Genomic DNA, 23,043 nt, shown 5'->3' with positions numbered 1-23,043 from the left:
CCATCCATGGACGCTTTTAGACACCGACTTGGGGGATGGCGACCCATCGGGGCGCATGCGCTACGTCACCGTCGTCGCCTACCCCGACGAGGACGGGATCAACCGGCTCGACCGGCGGGTCCTCGACCTCGGCCTCGAGTACCGCGCCATCCACCGGATGGAACTCCTGGACGACGACACCGTCGCCATGTTCGCGGAGGGGCGGGGCGACGTCGGGGGGCTCCGCCGAATCCTGTCGGAGTCGCCCGAGGTGGTCGAGTTCTCGGTCTCCGGCGACGACGGCGGGTTCTTCTCGTACACGCGCTACGCGGCGGACGACCTGACGAGGCTGCTCATGGAGGGCCGGCGCGAGTCGTCGTCCCTCATCGAGATGCCGGTCGAGTACACCGACGACGGCGGCCTCCGGGCGACGTACATCGGGACGGAGTCGGCCTTCGCCGACGCGTTCGCCGAGCGGCCCGAGGGCGTCAGGATCGAGATCGAACGGACCGGCCCGTACACGCCCGGCCCGCGCCACGTCGTCTCCCGGCTGACCGAGCGCCAGCGGGAGGTGCTCCGGGTGGCGGTCGACCTCGGCTACTACCGGGAGCCCCGCGGGGCGACCCACGAGGAGATCGCGTCCGTGACCGGGCTCTCCGGGACGACCGTGGGCGAACACCTCCGGAAGATCGAGGCGACCGTGTTCTCGTCGCTCCACGTCGGCGGCACCGATCGCTGACGCGACCGCTCGTGGTGGCCCCCGGTTCCGGCGGCCGGAACGACGCCATGGTCGTCCGCGCCGTCCGGACGACCAGCGGCTCGTGGTTTTCGTCGAGCTGGCAGCAAGCGCCGCGCACGCGTCGATCTACCGCGTCGTCGGCAGGACGACGCTCGGCGGCGCGGACGGCGACGACGACTCCGTTACCGAGGTTCCCATCGACGCTTCCGCGAGAAACCGGCGTGGTCGGGTTTCACCGTCGTCCTTTCACGCCGACGCGCCAGACCGATCACCGATCTCGCCGTGTCCCTTCATCCGAAACGAGACGTCGATCGTTTCGGCTCCGCCTCGGAGAATCGGTTTCTTGCTCGTTCCCTCCCGTGTGAACTCGATCACGCCCAGTGATTCGAGTTCCTGCAGGTTCCGGTGGACCTCCTTGTAGTCTCGGTCGACCGCCATCGCCGCCTGGCGAATGCTCTCGGGCTGCTCGGAGATGATCGCGTCCAGCAGTTCGAGGTTCGACGTCCGCATGAGCTGCTCGACGTCGCCAAACTCCTCGAAGTTGAGGACGAACCGAGCGTCCTGTTCGATCGCGTCGCCGCTCTCGCCGGCTTCTGCCCGCTGGAGCCGCTCGCGAGCGGCTCGCCGGTGGTCATCGGCCTGTCCGAACGTGATCTTCAGGGTGTCATCGGTCATGGTAGGGCCTCGATTTCGTCGAGGAACCGGTCGCGCAGTGCCAGTATGCCGGGGAAATCGATGGGCTCGATTCCGTCCGGGGTGTGACGCTCATGGCGGCCGATCGTCTCGTTTTCATTGTCGTACCGCAGGATGGTGCCCCGGCCGTCGGTGTAGCCGTAGTGGAGCGCGTAGCGGTACCCGCTCGGGTACTGTGGGTCGTCGGTTTTGATTATCCGTCGGCGCGTGACACGGGTTCCGACGCGGTCTTCTTCGTTCTCGACGACCGAGTACACCATCGACATCCTGTGGTAGTCGCCCCAACGGCATAAATATATGGGGAGGGCCCCATACATATGGTTAGGATACCATATGACGTGCTGTTGGGCGGCGTATCGCGATCCCGATGGTCGCCTGCGACGCGCTCATACCAGCCGGGCCGGATGGGCGAGAGCGGGACCAGGGGAACCCGCCGACTCGCACACAAGACACTTCATCCGACACGGCAGAGTCCACCACCGCATGCCCCGCCTCTCGCGACGCGCCCTCCTCGCGGCCCTCGCCACCACCGCCGGTTGTGCCGGCGTCCCTGGGGCCGGACCGAACGGGACGCCGACCGGCTCCGACACCCACAGCTTCCCGCCGCCGCCCCCGACCTCCGCGGCACCCCGGTCACCAACCCCCCTTCCGACCGACACCGAGTGGCCACAGCGGGGCAACACGCCCGACCGCCGGGGGCGACTCGACGGGACTGCGACGCCGGAGGAGCCGTCGCTTGGCTGGTCGTTCTTCAGCCGGCTGTCCACGCCGGTCGTCGCCGACGGGACGCTGTACGCGGTCGAGCGCAACCGTGACTCGCTGCTCGTCGCCCGCGACGCCGCGACCGGCCGGCAGCAGTGGGCGGTCGAACTGGGCGGCGAGGCCGCGGCCGTCCCCGCCGTCGGCGACGGGCGGCTCTACGTCCAGCGCTACACCGCGATGGAGGCGTACGACCCGGGCGGCGACGGGCGGCTGTGGCGGACCGACTTCGGCGGGGGCGGCCCGACGCCGCCGGCGGTCGTCGACGGCGACGTCTACGCCGCCCAGGGGGAACTCCAGACGCCGTCCTCGGTCGCCTCGTTCGCACCCGACGGCACCGAACGCTGGCTGGTCGAACTCGACGGCGAGGTGCGGGCGCCGCCGGCGGTCGCCGACGGCACCGTCGTCGTCGCCAGCGACGCCGGGGTACTGCACGGGTTCTCGACCGACGGCGAGTCAGTCTGGGAGGTGGACGTCGCCAGTGGGTCCGAGTCCGGCCCGGCGCTCGCGGCCGGAACTGCCTTCCTCCTCGACACCGACGGCCTCGTCCGCGCGGTCGACGTGGCCGACGGGAGCGTGGGCTGGACCGCCGACGTCGGCGTCGAACCGGACGGCCGGACGACGCCGGCGGTCACGGAGGACGCGGTCATCGTCCCGGGTAACGAGGCGGTCGTCTGCCTGGAACGCGCGGACGGGAGCAAGCGCTGGCGGTTCGGCGTTCCGCGCGGCTCGGCGACCACTCCCGCGGTCGACGACGCGGCCGTCTACGTCGGCGAGACCGGCTCCGAGGCACGGATCTACGCGCTCGACCTGGCGGACGGGACCGAACGGTGGCACCGGCGAACCGAGGACAAAGGCATCTCCGACGTGATCGCCTCGGGGATCGGCGGCCCGCCGACGCTCGTCGAGGGCGGCGCGTACGTCGTCGCCGCCGACGGGATCCGGGCGTTCGGACGCGACGACTCGGGATAACCCCGGGCGGCGGGCGACGCCCGGGGGGAGAACGACGCCGTCCTCGTCGGCCCGCCGTCGGACTGCCGGCCGCTTCGAAATCCTTTTCCCCCCAACACCCGGATTTTCCGGCAACTGAACCATGGACATCGACGTCATCTCCGAGGACGGGAACCCCATGTTGCACCGCACCGACGTCCGCTTCGAGATCGTACACGAGGACGCGACGCCCGCCCGCCTGCAGGTCCGCGACTCGCTCGCGGCCAAGCTCGACAAGGACGCCGACGAGGTCGTCGTCCACGAGCTGAACACGAAGTTCGGCATGCGGAAGACGATCGGCTACGCGAAGGTGTACGAGACGGCCGAGGACGCCGAGGACGTCGAGCAGGCGTACATGCTCGACCGCAACGCCATCGGCGTCGAGGAGGACGCCGAGGCCGAAGAGGCGTAGGGCGGCCGCCCCCGAATGCGCGTCCTGGGCATCGAAGGGACAGCGTGGTGTGCCAGCGCCGCGGTGTTCGACGACGCCGAGGACGCGGTTTTCATCGAGTCCGACGCGTACGAACCCGACAGCGGCGGCATTCACCCGCGCGAGGCCGCAGAACACATGGGCGAGGCGATCCCGGCGGTCGTCGGGACGGCGCTCTCGCGGGCCCGCGAGGAGCACGGCGCCGATCCGATCGACGCCGTCGCGTTCTCGCGGGGCCCGGGGCTCGGCCCGTGTCTCCGCATCGTCGGCACCGCCGCGCGGGCGCTGGCACGGACCCTCGAGGTCCCGCTCGTCGGCGTGAACCACATGGTCGCCCACCTGGAGGTCGGCCGCCACCGCTCGGGGTTCGACTCGCCGGTGTGTCTCAACGCCTCCGGGGCGAACGCCCACCTGCTGGGCTATCACGACGGCCGGTATCGCGTGCTCGGCGAGACGATGGACACCGGCGTCGGCAACGCGCTGGACAAGTTCACGCGCCACGTCGGCTGGTCACACCCCGGCGGGCCGAAGATCGAGGCCCGCGCCGCGGGCGGCGAGTACGTCGACCTCCCGTACGTCGTGAAGGGGATGGACTTCTCCTTCTCGGGCATCATGAGCGCCGCGAAGGACGCCTACGACGACGGCGTCCCCGTCGAGGACGTCTGCAACTCGTTACAGGAGCACACGTTCGCGATGCTGACCGAGGTCGCCGAACGGGCACTCTCGCTCACCGGCACCGACGAACTGGTGCTCGGCGGCGGCGTCGGCCAGAACGACCGCCTCCGGGGGATGCTCGCGGCGATGTGCGAGGCGCGCGGGGCCGACTTCTTCGCGCCCGAGCCACGGTTCCTCCGGGACAACGCCGGGATGATCGCCGTGCTCGGCGCGAAGATGGCCGCCGCGGGCGACACCGTGTCGGTGGCGGAGTCGGCCATCGACCCGAACTTCCGGCCCGACGAGGTGCCGGTCACCTGGCGCGGCGACGACGAGTCCGTTTCGCGGGTTCCCGACCCGAACGGCGCGGCGAGCGGCGGGGCGGACGACGTGGCGCTCCGCGGCGCGGAGGCGACCGTCGAGATGTCGGGCGACGCGGTGACGAAGCGACGACTGCCGAAGGGGTACCGCCATCCCGACCTGGACGCGACGCTGCGGCGCGAGCGCACCGTCTCGGAGGCGCGACTGCTCGCCGAGGCGCGCAAACAGGGGGTGCCGACCCCGCTCGTCCGCGACGTGGACGTCGCGGAGGCGACGATCCGCATGCAGCGCGTCGGGGAGCGGGACCTCGCGGCGGCGCTGTCCGAGGAGGCGGTGGGGACCGTGGGCGAACACCTCGCGCGCCTCCACGCGGCCGACGTGGTCCACGGCGACCCGACGACGCGGAACGTGCGGGTCGACGGCGAGCGCGTCTTCCTGCTCGACTTCGGCCTGGGGTTCGGGTCGGGCCACGTCGAGGACCACGCGATGGACCTCCACGTGTTCGAGCAGTCGCTCGTGGGGACCGCCGACGAGTCGGCGTCGCTGGTCGCGGCGTTCGAGGAGGGGTACGCTAGTGTGAGCGAGGAGGCCGTGTTAGAGCGGTTGCGCGGGATCGAGGGGCGCGGGCGGTATCAGTAGCGCCGTTCTGCTGATGGACCGGAAGCCATCCCGGCGGCGGTCGGGGTCGCCGTCGGTTCCCACCCCACAGTACACTTTAGTGACCGACTCGTGTCCGGAAACTCGTGTCACTCACGCGGGCGAAGTCGCTGGAGACGCTCTACGCCGAGTGCGAGGCGTTCGACCGCGTGCTCGTCCCCGAAGCGCCGCTCGCGAGCGCGCTGAACCGCCGGCTCGACGGGCCGCAGTTCGGCCCGTTCGCCATCACGCCGCGCCGGCTGGCCGCCGGGCGCCGGGAGGAGTCCGAGGACAGGCTCGCGTTCCTCGCGGTGATCGACCGCCTCGACCTCCCGTGGAAGGAGGCGGCCCACGTCGTGGGAAACGTCCTGCAGTGCTGGGAACACGAGGGGAGCGTCGACGCGATCCTCGAGTACGACGCGTTCGCGGGCGAACCGACCGAACGGGTCGTCGAGTGCGTCGCGGACCTGGATACGACCTCGGGGCGGCTCGCCGGGTTCTCGATCGACGCCGACACGTCCGTCGCCGTCGTCGGGATCGACCAGCTCACGGCGCTCGAGCGGTCGATCCTCCCGGACGAGTACGAGACGGTCGACCCGTTCACGGACGAGCCGTTCGACCACTCGCCGTTCCGCATCCTCGACTCGCCGGCCGCGATCGTCGACGCCCTCCTCGAGACGGTCACGCCCGAGAACGCCGACGACGTCGGCGTCGTCCTGGACGCGGGCGGGCAGTACTCGCCGCTCGTCGAGTCCGCGCTCGAAGCCGCTGAGGTCCCGTACTACGGCGGGCCCGGCTTCGCCGACCAGCCCGATCACCGGGCGTTCCTGGGGCTGCTCCGGAGCGCCCACGCGGGGCGGGACACGCGCGTCGGCGACGTCAGGCCGCTCCTCACCCACCTAGGGCACGGGGTCGACGTCGAACACGACGAGAAGCGTCTCCGCGACCTCGACCATCCGGGCACCGACTGGCTCGTCGCGTTCGCCGAGGGGATCGAGTCGCACACGTTCGGGACGGCGCTCGACGAGTTCGAATCGGTCACGGACGCCTCGCTCCCGGCGTTCCGCGAGGAACTCGGGGCGCTCGGCATTCTCGAGGAGAGGGTGACCGAGCCTGCGGTCGACCGGCTGGCGTTCTACCTGGAGACCTACGACGTCCCCGTGGACCGCGAGAACGAGGGCGTCCTGCTCGCGGACGCGAACACGGCCGCGTACGTCGACCGCCCGCTCGTGTTCCTCCTGGGGATCGACGAGGGCTGGACGCGGTCCTCGCCGCGGCGACCGTGGGTCGACCGTGACCGGGAGTTCGAGCGCCAGATCCGGCAGTTCCAGCTCCTGCTCCAGAACGGCGTCGACCAGCAGTACCTCGTCCAGGACACGGCGGGCGGCACGCCCGTGACGCCGTGTCTCTACTTCGAGGAACTGTTCGACGAGGCGTTCGAGCGGTTCGACGACCTCGATTCGGTTCGGCACGCCCGCACCGCCCGGTCGCCCGGGGGCGGCTTCGAGCGGGAACCCCTCGACGTCGAGCCGGGGCGGGTGGAGGCGATCAGCCAGTCGAGCCTGAGCACGTACGTCAACTGTCCACGCGACTACCTCTTTGGCCGCCTCGTCGACGGCCCCGACCGGGACTACTTCGCGGAGGGGAACCTGTTCCACGACTTCGCGGAGTTCGCCGTCGCCCATCCCGACGCCGTCGCGGACGCGGACCTCGACGAGGTCGCGGACGTCATCCTGAAGGAGGTCGACCCGTTCCTGCGCGAGATCGACCGCGAGGTGCGCCGGACGAAGTACCGGGTCGGACTGGAGACCATCGTCGAGTTCCTCGAGGCGAACCCGCCGGAGGGCGAGGCGTTCGTGACGGCCGACGGCGGCCGGGGGCGCAACTTCTTCGCGGAGTACTACGACCGCGCGGTGGACGCTCCCCACGCGGAACGCTGGTTCGAGAACGACGACCTCGGCCTGAAGGGGAAGATCGACCTCGTGCACGGGCGTGACCACCTCATCGATTACAAGAGCGGGGCGAAGTCGTCGCCGACGTCGGTGGTCAAACGCTCCGCGCTCGACCCGCCGAGCGACCGGCCGAACTTCCAGGCGCTGCTGTATCTCACCCACCACAGGGCCGATCGCCCCGACGAGCGCCTGCAGTTCACGTTCTTCCACTTCCTGGAGACGCTGGAGGACGTCCTCCGCGGCGAGGCCGACCTCGAGGACTGTCTCACGACCGTGACGTACCACCCGACGCCGTTCGCGGAGCACGTCGCCGGACGGGAGGTGTTCACGGAGCTCCGGGAGGACGCCGCTGGCGACTGCCGGAAGACGTTCGAACAGGTCGAGTACGACGCCTACGAGGCGGTTCTCCGGGACCACGAGTTCCCGGAGGCGGACGACAGCGACGACCTCCTCGCGTCGTCGCTGGGCCGGGCGCTCATCGACCGGATGCGGGCGGCGGTGGGCGAGTACAGGTACGTCGAGAACGGCTGTACGCAGGCGCTGCGTCACCTCCGCCGCATCCGGGAGCGGAACTACTTCAGCGACGACCTGGACGCGTTCGAGGCGTTCGTCGACGAGCGGCTGGCGGAGGTGAACGCGCGGCGGGCGGGCGCGGAGCGCTTCCCCGTCGAGGGACCCGGCGGCGAGCCGAACTACCGCTACGTCGACCACCGCGACTGCATCCTCGAGGGGTGGACGCGATGACCGAACCGAACGACCGGCAGCGACGGCTCATCGAGAGCACGGAGGGGATCCACGTCGTCGACGCCGGCGCCGGGACGGGGAAGACGTTCACCGTGACGCGCCGGTACGCGAACGTCGTCTCACGGGACGCGGTCGACCCCGAGGACGTCCTCCTCGTGACGTTCACGGACGGCGCGGCGACCGAGATGAGAGAGCGCATCGTCTCCCGCTCCGAGTACGGCATGCGTACCCTCTCGGACGCCCCCATCCAGACGTTCCACAGCCTCTGTCACGACCTCCTCGTGGAGCACGGCTTCGCGGCGCCGACGCTGCTGGACATCGACGACCGCGTCACCCGTTCGACGCGTCTCCTCGAGGACGAGACCGTCGAGGCCGAGCGCTTCCGGGAGTTCGTCCGCGGGTTCAGCGAGGACCACCCCGAGTACGACGAGTTCTTCCGGGCGGTCGCGGACCCGACCGAACTCCTCGACCTGCTCAAACGGCTCGCGGCCAAGGGCGTGTTCCCCACGGGCGACGGCTGGTACCGGAACGGCGAGCGACACCTCGAGGGCGAGTTCGATGCGTTCAGGGAGGCGTTCGACGAGCTGAATCGGCCGCGGAACGGGGGTAGCAAGCAGTCGCGTCTCCGCGAGCGACTCGGCCGGTACGGGCGGGACAGATGCTACCTCCCCGATGCCCCCGACCGGTCGGAACTCCGCGGGGAGGGGACGAAACGGGTTCCCGATGACGTCGCACGGCGCGCGTTCGAGGAGGACCGGGAGGGGCTCACATCGTTCGTCCACGACGTCTACCACGAGTACCTGGCGTTCGCGCTGGGTCGGAACTACCTGAACTTCAGCTTCCTCCAGCTCCTCGCGTTCGTCCTGCTGTGTGAGGACCACCGGCTCCGGGAGGCGGTCGAGTTCGAGTACGTGATGGTCGACGAGTTCCAGGACACGAGCGAGATCCAGTTCAAGCTCGCGCTCCTGCTCGCGGGCACCGACAACGTCTGTGTCGTCGGCGACTGGAAGCAGAGCATCTACTCGTTCCAGTACGCCGCCGTCGAGAACATCACCGACTTCGAGTCCCGGCTGGACCGGTTCGTCGGAGAGCTGAACGACGACCATGAGCGGGTCTCGTGGCCGACCGGCCCGATCACCGAGGTCGAACTGGTCGAGAACTACCGCTCGACCCAGTCCATCCTCGACTTCTCCGAGGAGAGCCTCCTGACGCCCGCGGCGAGTACGGACGAGGTCGACGTCGACGCGGTCCGCGAGCGGGTCGTCTCGCTGTCGGCGGACACGGACCACGACCACTCCCGGATCGAGGCGATCCGCCACGAGGACGAACACGAGGCGGTCCTGACGAAGCTCCAGGAGCTGGTCGGGAACGAGGCGTACCGGGTCGAGGACGACGGCGAACGTCGACCACCCGAGTACGGCGACGTCGCGGTGCTCACCCGGACGCGGGAGTTCGGCAGGGACCTGCTCTCGGCCGCCGACGAGTACGGGGTTCCCCTGGCCTACGAGGGCGGCATCGAACTGTTCCGGTCGGACCCCGCGAAGCTCCTCCTCGCGTGGCTGCGGATCCTCGAGTCGGACGCCGACCGCGGCTGGGCGGTCGTCCTCGAGGAGGCGGGCTACGCGCTGGACGAGATCCGGCACGTCCTCGAGACCGGGGAGTTCCCCGAGAACATGGCGTCGTTCAGGGCGGACCTCGACGCGCGCGAAACCGTCGGCAGCGTCGCCCGCCTCGTCTGCTCGCGGTACGACTACGACGGCGCGTCCGCCGACGAACTCCTGACGACGGTCCAGTCGGTCCACGACGAGACGACGATGACCCGCGGGGAGCTGGTTCGGTACATCGAGCGCGGCATCGAGGCGGGCAGCACCCACGAGATCGACGCCGGCGCGGGCACGAACTCGGTGACGGTGCGGACGATCCACGCGGCGAAAGGGCTCGAACACCCGATCGTCGTCCTCGCCAACATGAACCGCCACCGGTTCCCGCCGTCCGGGGGGAGCGGCGGGACGATCACGTTCGACGACACGGTGGGGCTCCGTCAGCGAACGCGTTACGCGGACGACCACGGGCGGCCACACCTGTACGACGACTGGCGGTCGGACGTGCTTCGGACGTGTCTCCCGCGCGGCTACGACGAGGAGCGCCGGCTGCTGTACGTGGCGATGACCCGCGCCGAGCACCACCTGATCCTCTCGGCCGGGGAGACGCCCAACACGTTCATCGAGGAGCTCCCGGTCGAACTCGAGGAGCTGGAGCCGGACGTCCAGCAGGACCGGGGGCAGGAAACGATCCAGTCGAGGCTGCAGATCTCGGTTCCCACCCCTGAGGGGCCGATCGGGCAGACGCCCCACACCCTGATGCGCGAGGACGTGTTCGAGGACGTCGAGGAGGGCCGCGGGACGGAGTTCGGTACGCGAACGCACGAGTTCGCCGAGCGGTACGTGAACGGCGAGGCCGCGGAGCCGGCCAACGAGGACGAGCGAACCGTGAAGCGGTTCCTCGACTCGCTCGACGGTGAACTGCGGGTCGAGGCGGACGCGTTTCTCCCGCTCACCGTCGACGGCGAGCGCGTGGCGATCTCGGGGATCGTCGACCTCGTCCACCTCCGGCCCGATTCGGCGGAGATCGTCGACTTCAAGACCGACCTTAGTCGGCACGCCGAGGCCGAGTACCGGAAGCAGCTGAGCGTCTACTACCACGTCCTGAACGAGTGGTTCCCCGAGCGGGAGGTGACCGCCGGCATTCTCTACACGGCCGACGGGACCCACGTCGAACTGGAGCCGCTGTCGCGGTCGGAGCTCGCCCGGATCGTGGGGGACGCCATCGAGTCCGAGCGCCACCGGGCGTGAGACCGCAAGTCCATACGCCTCACTCGGGGTCGATCTCGAACGTGGTGATCGTGCCGAACAGCCCGGTGCTCGAATCCCGCACGGACAGCCCCGCGGCCGCGACGACCGCGCTCGGCTCCTGAGTCCATCGGCAACAGTTCCGCTCGTAGTGGGCGTCCGCACGCCACTCCTGGAATCGCGCGAAGGGGGCGACGTCGCTCCGGCCGTGTTCGACGAGCCGAACGGTCCCGTCCGGCTTACAGACGCGCGCCATCTCCCGGAGCGCGGCCACGGGGTCCGGGAACGTGCAGGTCGAGAGCGCCGAGATCACCGCGTCGAACCCGTCGTCCTCGAACTCGAGCGCCTCCGCGTCCACGTTCCGGAGCGTCCCGTCCATCCCGAGGGCCGCGAGCTGCTCTTCGGCCTTCGCCAGCATCTCCGGGCTGATGTCGATGCCGACGAGTTCGATCCCGTCCGGGAGATAGCGGAAGTTCGTCCCCGTCCCGCAGGCGACGTCGAGCACCCGGCCCGTCACGTCCCCGAACCGCTCGCGACGGTACCGGCCGGTAAGCAGCCGGTTCACCCGCTCGAACCGGTGGATCGACTCGGCCTGCTCGGCGTACGTCGCCCGAATCTCGGCGAGGGACTTCGGTCGGTCCGACGCCGGCGTCCGACCGGGCGTCATCTCAACGCTCCCCCGTCAGGGCGGCGGCGATCGACGCTCCGAGCGGAAGCGGGAGCCCGACGGTGGCGGCGTCGACGCCCGCCGCCCAGCCCTCGTAGTGCTCCCGCGAGGGGAACGCCTTCACGGCCGGGCAGACGGCCCCGTAGACGGCCTCGACGGCCGGCGCGCCGTCGACGTGGGCCGTATCGTCACCGGTCGCTGCGTCGTCGACGGACGCCGTGTCGTCGCCGGTCGCCACGTCCGCCGCGATCCCCAGCGACATCACCGCCTCGGACGGCGTCGCAGCGACGTCGCCGTCGGGCGTCGCGTCGAGTTCGATCGGCGCTCCGGAGGGGCTCACGGTGCTGATCTCGACCGGCTCCTCGGCGATGAACGCGAGCGCGATCCCGTCGAGGAAACACCGGAAGTGGTGGCGCTCCCCGGCCGTCCTGGCGACGTGGGGTGTCTCCACCTCGACGTGACAGAGGTCCTCGCGGGCGATCGCGCCGCCACCCGTCGCGACGCGGGTCGCGGCCACGAACTCGTCGATCGTCCCGATCGACGTCCCGTAGAACTCGTTCATGCGGTCGGCCACGTCGGGCGGGAGCGACGCGTCGCCCGCCGGGCGCTCGTCGAGCCAGCGGTCCGTCGACGCGGGACGGTCGGTCGTCGGTGCGTCCGTGGGGTCACAGCAACGGCACCTGGAATCCGACATGCAGCCGTTACTTCGAGATCCAAAGCACATATACTGTCGAGTCCGAAGCATCGAACCAGGTGTGCTCGAACGAAGCTATGACGGGACGAACGGGGAGCCGGCCTGAAACGACGGAATCGGCAGAATCGCCAGAATCGGCGAAATCGGTAGAATCAGCGGAGTCGGACGAGTCGGCGGGGTCGGTTGAGTCGGCGAAATCGACCGAACCGGTGGAACCGACGGAATCGACCGGGGAACCGGCCGCGTGCTACTGTCCGCTGGGCGGCGTCATGGACCTGCTCAGCCGGACGTACGCGATGCAGCTCGTCTGTGTCGTCGGCGCGGTCGGGCCGGTGCGGTACGGCGAGATCGAGGACGCGTTCGGCGACGTGAGCAGTTCGACGCTGTCCGCGCGGCTCGAGGAGTTCGTCGAGGCGGGGTATCTCTCCCGCGAGCAGTACGACGAGATCCCGCCCCGCGTCGAGTACGAGCTGACGGGTTCGGGCGAGGAGCTGTGCGAGCGGCTGGACCCGCTGCTCGCGTGGGCACGCCGGCAGGACGAGCTTCCATAGTCTGGGCAATCGAGCCGGTGGCCCGTCGCTCTCGTCCGTCGGTCCCACGGGCATTCCGAGAGACAGCACGACGCATCTCGCTCCCTCAGCTCCGCCTCCACCTGAACCTTCATGTACCACCCCCGAAACCCCGAACCATGGCAGGCGCGGCGGCGCTGTCGGAACCACGGGTGCTCGCCCACGCCAAGCGCCGCCTCTTTCCGGCGACCGGCGACGGGAACGCGTACGCCGTCGCGGACACGCAGTTCGCGATGGAGGAGTGGCTGCCCGACCAGCGAATACCAGCGGACGTCCGCGAGCAGCTCGCCCCGTTCAACCACGTCAGGCTGGGCTCGGGCTACCCGGATCTCGTCGGCGTCCGAACGCTCGAGTCGGACCTCCTCGCGGTCGAGCGCTTCGGCGAGCAGCCGCCGCTGATCGCCGTCGAGGCGAAGGGCCACACCGGCGCCGGTGGCGTCGACGTCGAACGGGGCGTCGTCCAGGCGCACGACCGGCTCCACGAGGCGAACGCCGCGTTCGTCGCCGCGCCGGCCGACGCGATCTCGGGGTCGGCCCGGACGCTCGCCCGCGAACTCAACGTCGGCGTCCTCGCCGTCGCGGACGACGGGACCGTCGACCCGCTCGGCGTGCCGCGCGTCGTCGGGAACCGAACCTCCGACGACGCGACGGCGATCCGCTTTCAGGCGACCGCGCAGGGAGTCGCCGACAGGTCGTTCGGGCTGAACCACCCGAAGAACTACCTCGCGTATCCGCTCGCGCGCTATCACCCTGCCGACACCGACTCGGTGCTCGCCGAACGCGTCGTGGGCGCGGTCGAGAGCGCTCGGACGGGGGCAGCGTTCCTCGGACTCGTGGACGAACGGCCCCGGGGGAAACGTCTCACGCCGCTCGGCGAGGAGGTGATCCGCTTCGCGCTGGACCGCTACGGGTCGGCCGACGCCGCACTGTACGCGTTCGAGGAGTGGCAGGGGTCACGGACGCGCTTTTGCGAGCTCGCGCCCGAGTGGGGCGTGCTGACCAGACGCGTCGTCTGGGCGTACCCCGCGACGCAACTGCTCGTCGAGGAGCTCCAGACGATGCACGACGACGGCATCGCCGAGCCGTCACTCGTCGACCTGGTCGAGTGGATGCACGTCCAGCATCCGACGTTCACCGTCGAGCTGTTCGTCCGGGGCACCGAGGACGTCCGGGGTCGCGTGCTGGACGCGGACGGGGACCTCAGGGTCGAGACGCTCGCGGACGGCCACGTCTATCACTCGCCGACGGTCTTCCAGCTGAAGGCGATGCTGTACCACGCGGGCATCCTCGCGGAACGGGGTGCCGAACCACACCGACTCGACCCCACGACCGACGAGTGGACGCTCCGGGAACCGCTCGCCGTGACTCGGTGAGATCGCACATTGATAGTTGTTCATCGATCGGGTGATTGTCGACCGGCGGTGAACGGTGCCCCGGGGGCCCGGGACGTACCGGTCACCGGCGACACGGCCACCACTCTTCATATCGTTGTCAAATACGAGATCGGCCACGAGAGCCGAATCTGACCGTAAAATCGCCGGCGAGCCCGATCCGCCAGGAGGGGCTGGACATTTTCGGCCCGATCTGGCCGATCTTCCCCCGAACGGATCCGATCCCAATTCGGTCGATCTTACGGGTCAGATCGGCTCTCGACGGGAAACTCACCCGGTACACATCCCATCTCGAGACGTCCAACCCCGGTTAATCGCCGAGGGAACGGCGATATCTGGGGTCTGACCCGATTGCGGACCCAGCTGATCCCGCTGCATCTGAAGCCGTCCCTGGCGGAGAAAACGCGTCGGGAGCGCTCGAGATGAAACAGTCGGGGCGACTTGGTCACGGTGGCGTTCGGGTACTCACGATGAGAGAGTGGAGTAGCCGACCGCGAACCGAAAGCTACCCTGCTGTACAGCATGCTGTGGGCAGTTGAGCCACAGTCCACGACCGGGACGGCCGCCAGCCGACGCATCGAAACGCTTCGCTTCGCGTGGAACTGCTCCCGGAACCAACTGCATCGATCTCCGCGAACGATCCTGGGTTCCTATCCGCACTCTGGTGTTTTGAAACAGCGGGGCTCAACAGGTCTGGACATTTTTCTGGACGGATAGCGTGATACGTTCGTGGCGTCGAACTGATCGGTTCGTTGGTCCGAGTAACGCCCTGATTCGCCCGAATTCTGGCGATTACCGTGCTCAGACGGGCAATTATTCGTTCCGTCGAACACCCCTTGTTCATGTCGAGACCGCCCCCTCGGCGCCGTGTGAGCGAGGGGGAAAATGTCCAGCCCCGATTTCTGCCCGTTCTCTCGGTCTCTGAGCGGGGTTGGACCTTTTTCGAGCTGAAACGGCCGAAATCGGGTTGCTCAGCGGTTTTTCCCCGTTTGAGATGTCCAACCCCGGTTTTGGAGCGGGTCACTGAGACGCGGATTTCGGCGATAGAGACGAACTGACCTCTGAATTTATGGTAGAACGGGTCGCACCGTGGGAACCGCGAGGTGAGTCGAACTTCCGTTCCCGTGTCAGCGACAACTGTCTCGACCGTCGGTGAGTGGCTCGATCGGGTTGCGACCGTGGTCGATCGAACTGGCGTGTGATGGGACGGTATGTCGCGCAGGTGCCGGCGTTCGAGCGGTCGGACGGGGACGTTCGTCATGGGGCAGCGAAAGCCGTCAGCGGGGTCACTGCTGGGTTGATCCCGAACGGGAGCGCTTGCTCGCCTCGAAAGATGAGAATCATGAAGGAACCCGTTTAATGGCAAATTTATATTTATATAAGAGTTCATATATATCAGGGACGGTGTGAGTCCAGAAGGGTGCCTGACGACACTGACCGTCGGGCCATGAGTGCGCCGTGCTCGAGACGCTTCGTTCGACAGAGCGGACGTTCAGTATCGGTTACGGGCAGGCGCTTTGACGCGGTTCAGTACGTACTGCTGGGCCGCCATGGACACTCCCACTCGCCGCGGCGAACTGAGCGAGTCACGCGATGAAGGGGGATGCCGCCCTGGATCGGAGCGGGAGAACGATCAAGCACCCTCAACGATGCGCAGGAGACTCACATCCCAGTTTTCACTCGGGTTCAGAACGACCACGTGGGAGTCGCACGTGAGCACGCCCAGATAGTAGCAGAATTTATACTAGATAACACAATTAACAGTATATCTTAACTTGTCGGCGCGTGCGAACTGACTCGACTCGGGAGAACTGCCGCACGTTCGGGGAAAGCTTCTCCCGAGGGGGCGGTTATTTGCCGAAGCCGACGAAACCCCCACCGAGTATGGGGTCAACAATGCAGGCTGTCGGGTTCCACGAGCACGGACCGATCGAGAACTACGAACTGTTGCGGGTCGATCGACCGACCGCCGGGCCCGAGGAGGTACTGATCGACGTGAAAGCGTCGGCGCTCAACTACATGGACCTCTTCGCGGTCAGGGAGCTCGACCATTACGTCCCCGGCTACCCCTTCTGGACCGGCGGCGACGTCGCCGGCACCGTTGCTGACGCCGGTGAGAGCGTCACCGCGTGGGAGGAAGGCGACCGCGTGCTGGTGAACCCGTACCTGTCGTGTCGGTCGTGTCCCGCCTGCGAACGCGGCGAGCACCTGTCGTGCCCTGACTTCGAGATGCTCGGGGAGATGCGCCGTGGCGGCCACGCCGAGTTCGTCGCGGTCCCGGCCCACGCGCTCATCCCCGTCCCGGACGACGTGTCGCTGGAGACCGCCTGCGCGGTCCCGACCGCCGGCGGGACCGCCTGGCGCGCACTGGCGACCAGAGGGGACCTCCGGCCGACCGAGGAGGCGCTGATCGTCGGGGCGACGGGCGGCGTCGGCACGTTCGCGGTCCAGATCGCCGACGCCGTGTTCAACGTGGACACGCTGTACGCGACGACCAGCACCGAAGCGAAGGCGGAGTTCCTCCGCGATCTCGGCGTCGACCACGTCATCAACTACGTCGAGGAGTCGTTCTCGAAGCGGATCTGGGAACTGACGGGGGAGACCGGCGTCGACGCCGTGTACAACTGCGTCGGCGGCCCCACGTGGACCGACTCGATGCGGTCGCTCCGGGACGGCGGTCGGTTGATCACCTCCGGTGCGACCGCCGGCCCCAACCCGGAAACCGAGCTCCGGCTCCTGTTCATCCGCCAGCTCGATCTCGTCGGGAGTTCGGGGGCGCTCCCCCACGAACTCGAGGAGCTCTGTGGGTACGTCTGGGACGGAACGATCGAGCCCGTGATCCAGGAGACCTACCCGCTGTCCGAGTACGACACCGCGTTCCGGAAGATGGACGATCGGGAGCTGTACGGGAAAGTGCTGTTCGTGCAGGATTGAGGACGGTCCGGGTCGGGGCGTTCCGGTGACGAACTCCCGCCGCGGACGGTCACGACCGACCGCCTTCGGCCCCCTCGGCGTCCACGATCCCGAGGAGCTCGATGCCACCGACGCGGTCGGGATCGAGGAGGGCGACGTCCAGCGGCCCGAACTCGCACCGCTCGCCGACGGGGAACCGATCGACGTCGTCGCCGGCGTCGCCGAACAGGAACGCACACGGGCCGGGACCGACCCGTTCCAGGCGGTCCTCCACCCAGCCGTCGGTCCCTCCGGGCGCGAGGAGGGCCACCGGCGCGTCCGCGAATGCCGCCGCGTTGCCCGCGAGCCGACCCCGCTCGACCCGCCCGCGCGTCGGCGCGGAGAGCCCGAGCGCGGACCGGAGTTGCTCGATCGGCCCGTCGAGGTCCTCGACCGCGATGACGACGGTGTGGACCCCCGAGAGCCCCGACTCGACGGCGGACGGGGTCGGTCGAACCCGCCGGCTCCTCGGCGTGACGTCCTCGATGAGGAACGGCAACAGCTCGCCCGGTTCGCCCTCCCCGGGGAAGGTGAGTTTCCACTCGGCGGTGGTCCCGTCCGGGCGGTCGCGGCTGTAGGGGAACGGCCCGTCGACCGCGACGCCCGCCTCCACGAGTGCCTCGGTCGCGCCGTCGATGTCGTCGGTTCGCACGGCCCAGGCGCACGGGCCGGCGTCGCCGTCGATGTGGGCGTCCCAGAAGTCTGCCGTCCCCGGTTCCGCCTTCCCGAGGAGTTCGACGTACGTGCCGTCCGCGAACCCGACCACCGACATGTGGGTCACCGACGACTCGTGTCTGCCGCCGTACTCCGGGTCGATCCCGACCCGTTCGAACGCCGCCTCGAGTGCGTCCAGGTCCCGCCCCGCGATCGTCACGTGGTCGATGCGAGGGGGTCCACCCTGCGTGGTCATACGTCGGCATCGCCCCGGACGCGAAAGCCGCTTGTGATAGCGGTCGATACGGCCGAGACGCCGCGTGCCGGGGGCGTTCAGGTATCCCCGGTACCGAAGCGAACATGGGATGTCGGACACATGGAAGCGACCGTGGAATCAACACTCACGGGGACGGCTGCACTCGTCACCGGCGCGAGTTCCGGCATCGGTCGGGCGACCGCCGGGGCGCTCGCGCGGGAGGGGGCCGACCTCACGATCACGGCGCGGCGCGAGTCCCGGCTCTCGACGCTCGCGTCCGAACTGCGCGCGGAGTTCGACGCCGACGTCCACGTCCGGCCGACGGACGTCCGCGACCCCGAACAGGTGCGCGCCACCGTCGACGCGGCGGTCGACCGGCACGGCGAACTGGACGTCGCGGTGAACAACGCGGGAACGGGCGTCGAGGGCGACCCCGTCGAGACGTCGCCGGCGGAGTTCCGGGCGATCACCGAGACGAACGTTCACGGGACGTTCTACGTGACGCAGGCCGTGCTTCCCAAACTGGAGGCCACGAGCGGGAACCTGGTGTTCGTCGGGAGCTTCGCCGGCGAGTACCCGTTCCCGGCGAACCCGGTGTACGCCGCCACGAAGGGGTGGGTCAGGTCGTTCGCGCACTCGATGGAGGCGAGGGCGGGCGAGGACGACGTCGCGGTCACGCTGGTCAACCCCGGCGGGGTCCGCACCGGGTTCGAGTTCGAGGAGGGGCTCTCACAGCGCGAACGCTACGAGGCGGGCGAGGCACCCGAGCCCGAGGAGGTCGCGGAGGCCATCGCGTTCGCGTGCAAGCGCTCCGACGCGACCACGGTCCACGAGGTCTCCATCTATCCCCGCCGGCAGCTCTCCGACTCCTGGTGAGGTGACGGCGCGGGCGGCGCGGTGACGGGGCGGGCGGCGGAGTGACGCGACGGACTTGCGGTGGGCTCGTCGGTCCCAACGGCTGTCAGCGGCGGTCGGTCGCGGCGAGGAACCCGCGCGTACACACGTCAGCCTGGGTGTCCACGAAGCGTCGCGGATACCCCGCCTCGAGCCCGTCGAGCAGCTCCCGACGCACGGCGTCGACCGTCGCCTCCAGGTCCTCCCCGTGAGCCTCGTGGAGGGCTGGAACCCGGTCGCGGAAGCGGGAGAGCGCCCGGCGCGCGCGGTCGAACAGCGCGGCCGGCTCGTCGTGGACGCCGAAGTGGCTCAACGCGACCAGGTCGGGGTCGAGGTCGGCGAGCCGGTCGATGCTCCGCGCGGTCGCCTCGAGATCGAACGACGGGACGGTCGCGGGCGGGAGGAACGTGTCGGTCCGCGGGAACAGCCGCCCGATCGCCTCGTTCGCGAACGCGATGCCGTCCGAGGGGACGAACGCGGAGAGGTGATCGGGCGAATGGCCGGGCGTGTGGACGAGTTCGACGGTCCGGCTCCCGACGTCGAGACTGGTTCCGTCGTCGCCGACCGACCGGAGGCGCGACGTCGGGAGCGGCCCGTCCGGCGCGCCCATCCCCTCGAACTGGTCCGGAAGCGCGCTCGCGGTGCTCTCGACGAGCCGATCGAACTGCTCCCCCTCGGTCAGCCAGGCGGTCATCGACCCGTGGGCGTAACAGGTCAACTCGGGAGCCTCCTCCAGCAGCGCTCTCGCGCCCCCCGCGTGGTCGAGGTGGTAGTGGCCGATCACCGCGTGACGGAGCGTCTCCGGCGGGACGCCGAGCGTCGTCAGCGTGGATCGAATCCGGGACGCTCCCTGCGCCGTCCCCGTCTCGACGAGCGTCGGTTCCTCGTCGTCGATCAGGTACGCGGCAGTCGTCTCGTCGTCGTCGAGGGCAATCCCGTACACGTCCGGGGCCACTGGAAACGTCGGCACGGCCGTACCTTTGCGGCCGGGCGGATAAATCTCACCACCGGTGGGGCCGGTTCCACCCCGGGGAGAACGTTCAGAGCGTCCCGTCGATGAGCCCCTCCACCTCGCCTTCGAGCGTCCCCCGGTCGATCTTCTCGGTCCCGGTGAGCGGCAGCGACTCCCTGAAGAACACCCGCCGTGGATGTGCGTACGCGGGTCCGCGGTCGAGCGCGTACTCCTTCAGCTCCGCGGCCGTGACGTCGTCGGCGACGACGAACGCGACCGGCGCCTCGCCCTTCACGGAGTGGGGGGCCGCGACCACCGCGACGTCCCTGACGGCCGGGTGGCCCAGCAGGAGCTCCTCGACCTCGGTCGGGTAGACGTTCTCCCCGCCGACGATCATCATGTCGTCGACGCGCCCGACGATGTAGTGGTAGCCGTCCCCGTCCTTCCGGGCGAGGTCGCCCGTTCGCAGCCACGTCGCCCCGTCCCGGCGCAGGAAGTTCCGCTCGACCTCCTCCGGGCGGTCGTGGTACCGCCCCAGCCCGGGGTTCGACACGAGCAGTTCCCCCACGTCGCCGGCCTCGAGGGGGGTGAGCGAGTCCGGGTCGACGACGACCGTCTCGGTCCCCGGGATCGCGAGTCCGGTGCTTCCGGGTTTGGTGACGCCCCAGCGCGGCGACACCGACACGACCGGGCCGCCCTCGGTCAGCCCGTACGCCTCGAGCAGCGTCGCGTCGAACGCGTCCGCGAACCGTTCGTGGAGCTCCGCCGGCACCGGCGCGCTCGCGCACTCGGCGAACGAGAGACTCGACAGGTCCGCCTCGGCGATCGCCTCGGTCTCGTCGAGCAGCAGCTTGAACATCGCCGGCACGCCCGTGATGAAGGTGATCCCGTGTTCGTCGATCGCGCGGATCACCGCCGCCGCCTCGAACCCCGGCATGACGACGACGCTCCCGCCCCTGTCGAGCAGCGCCTTCAACCCCGGCATCGCGTTCTTGTGGTACAGCGGCGTCGCGGCGAGCCCCCGCTCCCTGTCGTCGAGCATGAGGGCCTTGGCGAGCGAGTCCGTGTTCCACGCGACGCCGCCGTGCGTGAGCAGAACCCCCTTGGGCTCGCCGGTCGACCCGCTCGTGTACGGCTGCATCGCGGGGTCCTCCGGGGCGACCGCGGCCGGTTCCAGGTCGGTCGACGCCCCGTCCATCGCCCGGGCGAACGAGCCCACATCCGACTCGTTGGCCGCGTCGGTCACGGTCGGGTCCGGGTCGTCGACGAGCAGGGTTTCGAGCGCGGTGTCGGGCGACGCCAGCGCCTCGAGGGCGTGTCGTCCGATCGCTTCCTCGCCGCTGGCGACCGCGACCGTCGCGCCGGCGTCGGCGACGACCGACGTGATCGCGTCCGCGGAGAGCCGGACGTTGATCGGGACCGGAACCGCGCCGAGACGCATCGCCCCGAACAGGGCCGAGAGGTACGACAGTTCGTTCGGGAAGAACAGGCAGACGCGATCGCCCTGTTCGACGCCACGGGACCGGAGCACGTTCCCCGCGGCCGCGACGCGGTCGGCGAGCTCCCCGTAGGTGACGCGCTCGCCGGTCGCGTCGTGGACGAGCGCGACGGTGTCCGGGTTCGGGGCGGTGCGTGCGTCGAGGACGCTGGTGAAGTTCGTCGATCGGGAGGCCATGCGTGATATGCTCACCCTTCACGCGGGCGGCACCTTATCCGTGCTGATTTCGGTAGAACCGGCCTCGCATCCGTTCCGGCCGACCCGAACCCGCCCGCCGGGCCGTCCGTCGATCGGACCGAACCCGTCCCCTGACCGCCGGTCGATCGAACCGCACCGCGGGCGTCACCCGCTGCACCACCTTTATCGTCCAGTCGCCCCCGGTTCGGGGTGTATGTGTCCGGAACCGAACCCGATCGTCCGCAGGCGGGACGAGGGAACGTCGGTGTGGTGGTCGCGGGGGTCCATCGTCACGGTCAAGACGAGCGCGGAAGAGACGGACGGCTCGCTGTCGCTCGCCGAGCAGACGTGCCCGCCGGGGTACGAAGCGCCGCTGCACGTCCACAACGACCACGACGAACTGCTCATGCCGATCGACGGCGAGTTCGACGTCTACTACGCCGACGAGCACGCGCTGGTGGGGCCGGGCGAACCCGTGTACCTCCCGAAGGGGGTCGTCCACGGGTTCCGGAACGCGGAGGACCGCGTCTCGAGGCTCCACATCCTGTTCGAGCCGGGGCTCGAACGGGGGTTCCTCGAGGCGGGCGTCCCCGTCGAGACGCCCGCAGAGGGGCTCCCCGAGCCACCCGCTGCCGTCCGTGAGGCCGAAAAGCTCGTCGACGTCGACGAGGTGTACGACACGGAGATCGTCGAGCAGTTACCCGCCCCCGAGCGGGACTGAGCGTCAGTCACTGGACGGGGGTCGCTCCGTCCCCGTCGTGACGTCGTGAAGCTCCTCGAGGACCGCCGCGAGTTCGGTCGTGAGCCCCTCGAACAGCGAGTCGCCCGTTTCGGCGCTCGCCTCCGAGGGATCGCCGACGACCCCGGAGGACGAGAGGTCGGCAAAGTCACGATATCTGCCGAGCGGGCCGCTCTCGAACATGTCGTGGACGCCGTGCTCGTGGGGTTCCCGGCGGTACTCGACCTCGAATCGGCTCTCGTCCACCAGGGACGGCCGGAGGTGGAGCATGAGCGACGTCTCGAACTCGCCGCCGTGGCTCATCCCGCCGACGTCGCTCCGACGGACGTCGTCGACGAACGGCGCGGCGAGGTCGAAGTAGGTGACCGCCCCCACGTCCACGTCGGGACGGGCCGCGCCCACGCTGCCCACGACGCTGCCGACGATCGAGTCGTTCCCCCGGTGGCCGTTCACGAACAGCAGGGCGTCGAACCCGCCGTCGAGCGCCGACTCGGCGACGTCGGTGAGCAGTCGGACGAGCGTCTCCCGCCGGAGCGAGAGCGTTCCGCCGAACGACAGGTGGTGGGGCGAGAAGCCGGGCGCGACGACGGGGGTCGCGATCACCGGTACGTCCGCCTCGACCCGTTCGACGGCCGCGCCAGCGACCGCCCCCGCGAGAATCGCGTCCGTCGCGACCGGGAGGTGGTCGCCGTGTTGCTCGACGCTTCCGACCGGCACGACGACGATCGAGCCGGGACGCTCGGCCAGCCGACGGATCTCGGGTGCGGACGACTCCGCCCAGGTTCCGCCGACGCCGCTCGTGGATTCGGCCATGGAGGCGGGACGGCGGTGAGCGATAAAACCGCTTCGCCGCG

19 protein-coding genes are annotated in these 23,043 nt (G+C 69.5%); 11 read left to right on the top strand and 8 right to left on the bottom strand.

The window, feature by feature from the left end:
* Nucleotides 1-55: 55 nt before the first annotated feature.
* Nucleotides 56-718, top strand: coding sequence for a helix-turn-helix domain-containing protein (locus tag RJT50_RS02090; protein ID WP_313693624.1), 663 nt, complete (start codon nucleotides 56-58; stop codon nucleotides 716-718).
* Between the two features lie 246 nt (nucleotides 719-964).
* Here the strand turns inward: RJT50_RS02090 and RJT50_RS02085 are convergent, their stop codons facing one another.
* Complete coding sequence (locus RJT50_RS02085; protein WP_313693622.1) at nucleotides 965-1,393, bottom strand: HVO_A0114 family putative DNA-binding protein; 429 nt, start codon at nucleotides 1,391-1,393, stop codon at nucleotides 965-967.
* A complete protein-coding gene (locus tag RJT50_RS02080) occupies nucleotides 1,390-1,671 on the bottom strand; it encodes a toxin-antitoxin system TumE family protein (protein WP_425499717.1) in 282 nt (93 codons plus the stop codon). The genes RJT50_RS02085 and RJT50_RS02080 overlap by 4 nt, the downstream gene beginning before the upstream one ends.
* Before the next feature lie 223 nt (nucleotides 1,672-1,894).
* Between RJT50_RS02080 and RJT50_RS02075 the strand changes: the two genes are divergently transcribed.
* From RJT50_RS02075 to RJT50_RS02055, 5 genes are all read left to right on the top strand, one after another.
* On the top strand, nucleotides 1,895-3,142 hold the full coding sequence (locus tag RJT50_RS02075; RefSeq protein WP_313693618.1) for an outer membrane protein assembly factor BamB family protein: 1,248 nt from the start codon (nucleotides 1,895-1,897) through the stop codon (nucleotides 3,140-3,142).
* A gap of 121 nt (nucleotides 3,143-3,263) precedes the next feature.
* Nucleotides 3,264-3,572 (top strand): 30S ribosomal protein S24e, encoded by a 309-nt coding sequence (locus tag RJT50_RS02070; RefSeq protein WP_313693616.1) that lies wholly within the window; start codon nucleotides 3,264-3,266, stop codon nucleotides 3,570-3,572.
* Between the two features lie 15 nt (nucleotides 3,573-3,587).
* Nucleotides 3,588-5,204, top strand: a complete 1,617-nt coding sequence (locus RJT50_RS02065) for a bifunctional N(6)-L-threonylcarbamoyladenine synthase/serine/threonine protein kinase (RefSeq protein WP_313693613.1) — start codon at nucleotides 3,588-3,590, stop codon at nucleotides 5,202-5,204.
* A gap of 104 nt (nucleotides 5,205-5,308) precedes the next feature.
* Entirely contained in the window at nucleotides 5,309-7,897 is a 2,589-nt protein-coding gene (locus RJT50_RS02060; RefSeq protein WP_313693610.1) for a PD-(D/E)XK nuclease family protein, read from the top strand.
* Nucleotides 7,894-10,749: a UvrD-helicase domain-containing protein gene (locus RJT50_RS02055; protein WP_313693607.1), complete on the top strand. Its 2,856-nt coding sequence runs from the start codon at nucleotides 7,894-7,896 to the stop codon at nucleotides 10,747-10,749. Before RJT50_RS02060 ends, RJT50_RS02055 begins: the two co-directional genes overlap by 4 nt.
* Nucleotides 10,750-10,768: 19 nt before the next feature.
* Here RJT50_RS02055 and RJT50_RS02050 read toward each other — a convergent pair whose 3' ends face one another.
* Both RJT50_RS02050 and merB read right to left on the bottom strand, forming a co-directional pair.
* Entirely contained in the window at nucleotides 10,769-11,413 is a 645-nt protein-coding gene (locus RJT50_RS02050) for a class I SAM-dependent methyltransferase (protein WP_313693605.1), read from the bottom strand.
* 1 nt (nucleotide 11,414) lies between these two features.
* Entirely contained in the window at nucleotides 11,415-12,107 is a 693-nt protein-coding gene (merB, locus tag RJT50_RS02045; RefSeq protein WP_313693602.1) for an organomercurial lyase, read from the bottom strand.
* Between the two features lie 269 nt (nucleotides 12,108-12,376).
* On the opposite strand from merB, the gene RJT50_RS02040 reads away from it, so the two are divergent.
* From RJT50_RS02040 to RJT50_RS02030, 3 genes are all read left to right on the top strand, one after another.
* Nucleotides 12,377-12,658: a winged helix-turn-helix transcriptional regulator gene (locus tag RJT50_RS02040; RefSeq protein WP_313693600.1), complete on the top strand. Its 282-nt coding sequence runs from the start codon at nucleotides 12,377-12,379 to the stop codon at nucleotides 12,656-12,658.
* Nucleotides 12,659-12,795: 137 nt separating this feature from the next.
* Nucleotides 12,796-14,049 (top strand): hypothetical protein, encoded by a 1,254-nt coding sequence (locus RJT50_RS02035; RefSeq protein WP_313693597.1) that lies wholly within the window; start codon nucleotides 12,796-12,798, stop codon nucleotides 14,047-14,049.
* A gap of 1,914 nt (nucleotides 14,050-15,963) precedes the next feature.
* On the top strand, nucleotides 15,964-17,001 hold the full coding sequence (locus tag RJT50_RS02030) for a zinc-binding dehydrogenase (protein WP_313693594.1): 1,038 nt from the start codon (nucleotides 15,964-15,966) through the stop codon (nucleotides 16,999-17,001).
* Nucleotides 17,002-17,050: 49 nt separating this feature from the next.
* Here RJT50_RS02030 and RJT50_RS02025 read toward each other — a convergent pair whose 3' ends face one another.
* Nucleotides 17,051-17,929: a VOC family protein gene (locus tag RJT50_RS02025; RefSeq protein WP_313693592.1), complete on the bottom strand. Its 879-nt coding sequence runs from the start codon at nucleotides 17,927-17,929 to the stop codon at nucleotides 17,051-17,053.
* A 120-nt stretch (nucleotides 17,930-18,049) separates the two neighbouring features.
* On the opposite strand from RJT50_RS02025, the gene RJT50_RS02020 reads away from it, so the two are divergent.
* Nucleotides 18,050-18,805 carry an SDR family oxidoreductase gene (locus tag RJT50_RS02020; protein ID WP_313693590.1) on the top strand — a complete coding sequence of 252 codons (756 nt, stop codon included), beginning with the start codon at nucleotides 18,050-18,052 and terminating at the stop codon, nucleotides 18,803-18,805.
* A gap of 85 nt (nucleotides 18,806-18,890) precedes the next feature.
* Here RJT50_RS02020 and RJT50_RS02015 read toward each other — a convergent pair whose 3' ends face one another.
* Together RJT50_RS02015 and RJT50_RS02010 are read right to left on the bottom strand one after the other, a co-directional pair.
* The gene (locus tag RJT50_RS02015; protein WP_313693588.1) at nucleotides 18,891-19,793 is read right to left on the bottom strand and encodes an MBL fold metallo-hydrolase; all 903 of its coding nucleotides are present in this window, start codon (nucleotides 19,791-19,793) and stop codon (nucleotides 18,891-18,893) included.
* Between the two features lie 70 nt (nucleotides 19,794-19,863).
* Nucleotides 19,864-21,450 (bottom strand): class I adenylate-forming enzyme family protein, encoded by a 1,587-nt coding sequence (locus RJT50_RS02010; protein WP_313693586.1) that lies wholly within the window; start codon nucleotides 21,448-21,450, stop codon nucleotides 19,864-19,866.
* A 214-nt stretch (nucleotides 21,451-21,664) separates the two neighbouring features.
* On the opposite strand from RJT50_RS02010, the gene RJT50_RS02005 reads away from it, so the two are divergent.
* Nucleotides 21,665-22,171 (top strand): cupin domain-containing protein, encoded by a 507-nt coding sequence (locus tag RJT50_RS02005; protein WP_313693584.1) that lies wholly within the window; start codon nucleotides 21,665-21,667, stop codon nucleotides 22,169-22,171.
* 3 nt (nucleotides 22,172-22,174) lie between these two features.
* Here RJT50_RS02005 and RJT50_RS02000 read toward each other — a convergent pair whose 3' ends face one another.
* Nucleotides 22,175-23,002 (bottom strand): creatininase family protein, encoded by an 828-nt coding sequence (locus RJT50_RS02000; RefSeq protein ID WP_313693581.1) that lies wholly within the window; start codon nucleotides 23,000-23,002, stop codon nucleotides 22,175-22,177.
* Between the last annotated feature and the right edge of the window lie 41 nt (nucleotides 23,003-23,043).

Source organism: Halobaculum sp. XH14 (assembly GCF_032116555.1).
GTDB classification, from domain to species: Archaea; Halobacteriota; Halobacteria; order Halobacteriales; family Haloferacaceae; genus Halorarum; species Halorarum halobium.
This window is presented reverse-complemented; position numbering and strand designations above follow the sequence as displayed.

What these genes read in the sequence shown, in the direction of transcription:
- RJT50_RS02090 (WP_313693624.1), top strand. Translation starts at nt 56, where the DNA reads ATGCGCTACGTCACCGTCGTCGCCTACCCCGACGAGGACGGGATCAAC.
- RJT50_RS02085 (WP_313693622.1), bottom strand. Translation starts at nt 1,393, where the DNA reads ATGACCGATGACACCCTGAAGATCACGTTCGGACAGGCCGATGACCAC.
- RJT50_RS02080 (WP_425499717.1), bottom strand. Translation starts at nt 1,671, where the DNA reads ATGGTGTACTCGGTCGTCGAGAACGAAGAAGACCGCGTCGGAACCCGT.
- RJT50_RS02075 (WP_313693618.1), top strand. Translation starts at nt 1,895, where the DNA reads ATGCCCCGCCTCTCGCGACGCGCCCTCCTCGCGGCCCTCGCCACCACC.
- RJT50_RS02070 (WP_313693616.1), top strand. Translation starts at nt 3,264, where the DNA reads ATGGACATCGACGTCATCTCCGAGGACGGGAACCCCATGTTGCACCGC.
- RJT50_RS02065 (WP_313693613.1), top strand. Translation starts at nt 3,588, where the DNA reads ATGCGCGTCCTGGGCATCGAAGGGACAGCGTGGTGTGCCAGCGCCGCG.
- RJT50_RS02055 (WP_313693607.1), top strand. Translation starts at nt 7,894, where the DNA reads ATGACCGAACCGAACGACCGGCAGCGACGGCTCATCGAGAGCACGGAG.
- RJT50_RS02050 (WP_313693605.1), bottom strand. Translation starts at nt 11,413, where the DNA reads ATGACGCCCGGTCGGACGCCGGCGTCGGACCGACCGAAGTCCCTCGCC.
- merB (WP_313693602.1), bottom strand. Translation starts at nt 12,107, where the DNA reads ATGTCGGATTCCAGGTGCCGTTGCTGTGACCCCACGGACGCACCGACG.
- RJT50_RS02040 (WP_313693600.1), top strand. Translation starts at nt 12,377, where the DNA reads ATGGACCTGCTCAGCCGGACGTACGCGATGCAGCTCGTCTGTGTCGTC.
- RJT50_RS02035 (WP_313693597.1), top strand. Translation starts at nt 12,796, where the DNA reads ATGGCAGGCGCGGCGGCGCTGTCGGAACCACGGGTGCTCGCCCACGCC.
- RJT50_RS02030 (WP_313693594.1), top strand. Translation starts at nt 15,964, where the DNA reads ATGCAGGCTGTCGGGTTCCACGAGCACGGACCGATCGAGAACTACGAA.
- RJT50_RS02025 (WP_313693592.1), bottom strand. Translation starts at nt 17,929, where the DNA reads ATGACCACGCAGGGTGGACCCCCTCGCATCGACCACGTGACGATCGCG.
- RJT50_RS02020 (WP_313693590.1), top strand. Translation starts at nt 18,050, where the DNA reads ATGGAAGCGACCGTGGAATCAACACTCACGGGGACGGCTGCACTCGTC.
- RJT50_RS02010 (WP_313693586.1), bottom strand. Translation starts at nt 21,450, where the DNA reads ATGGCCTCCCGATCGACGAACTTCACCAGCGTCCTCGACGCACGCACC.
- RJT50_RS02005 (WP_313693584.1), top strand. Translation starts at nt 21,665, where the DNA reads ATGTGTCCGGAACCGAACCCGATCGTCCGCAGGCGGGACGAGGGAACG.
- RJT50_RS02000 (WP_313693581.1), bottom strand. Translation starts at nt 23,002, where the DNA reads ATGGCCGAATCCACGAGCGGCGTCGGCGGAACCTGGGCGGAGTCGTCC.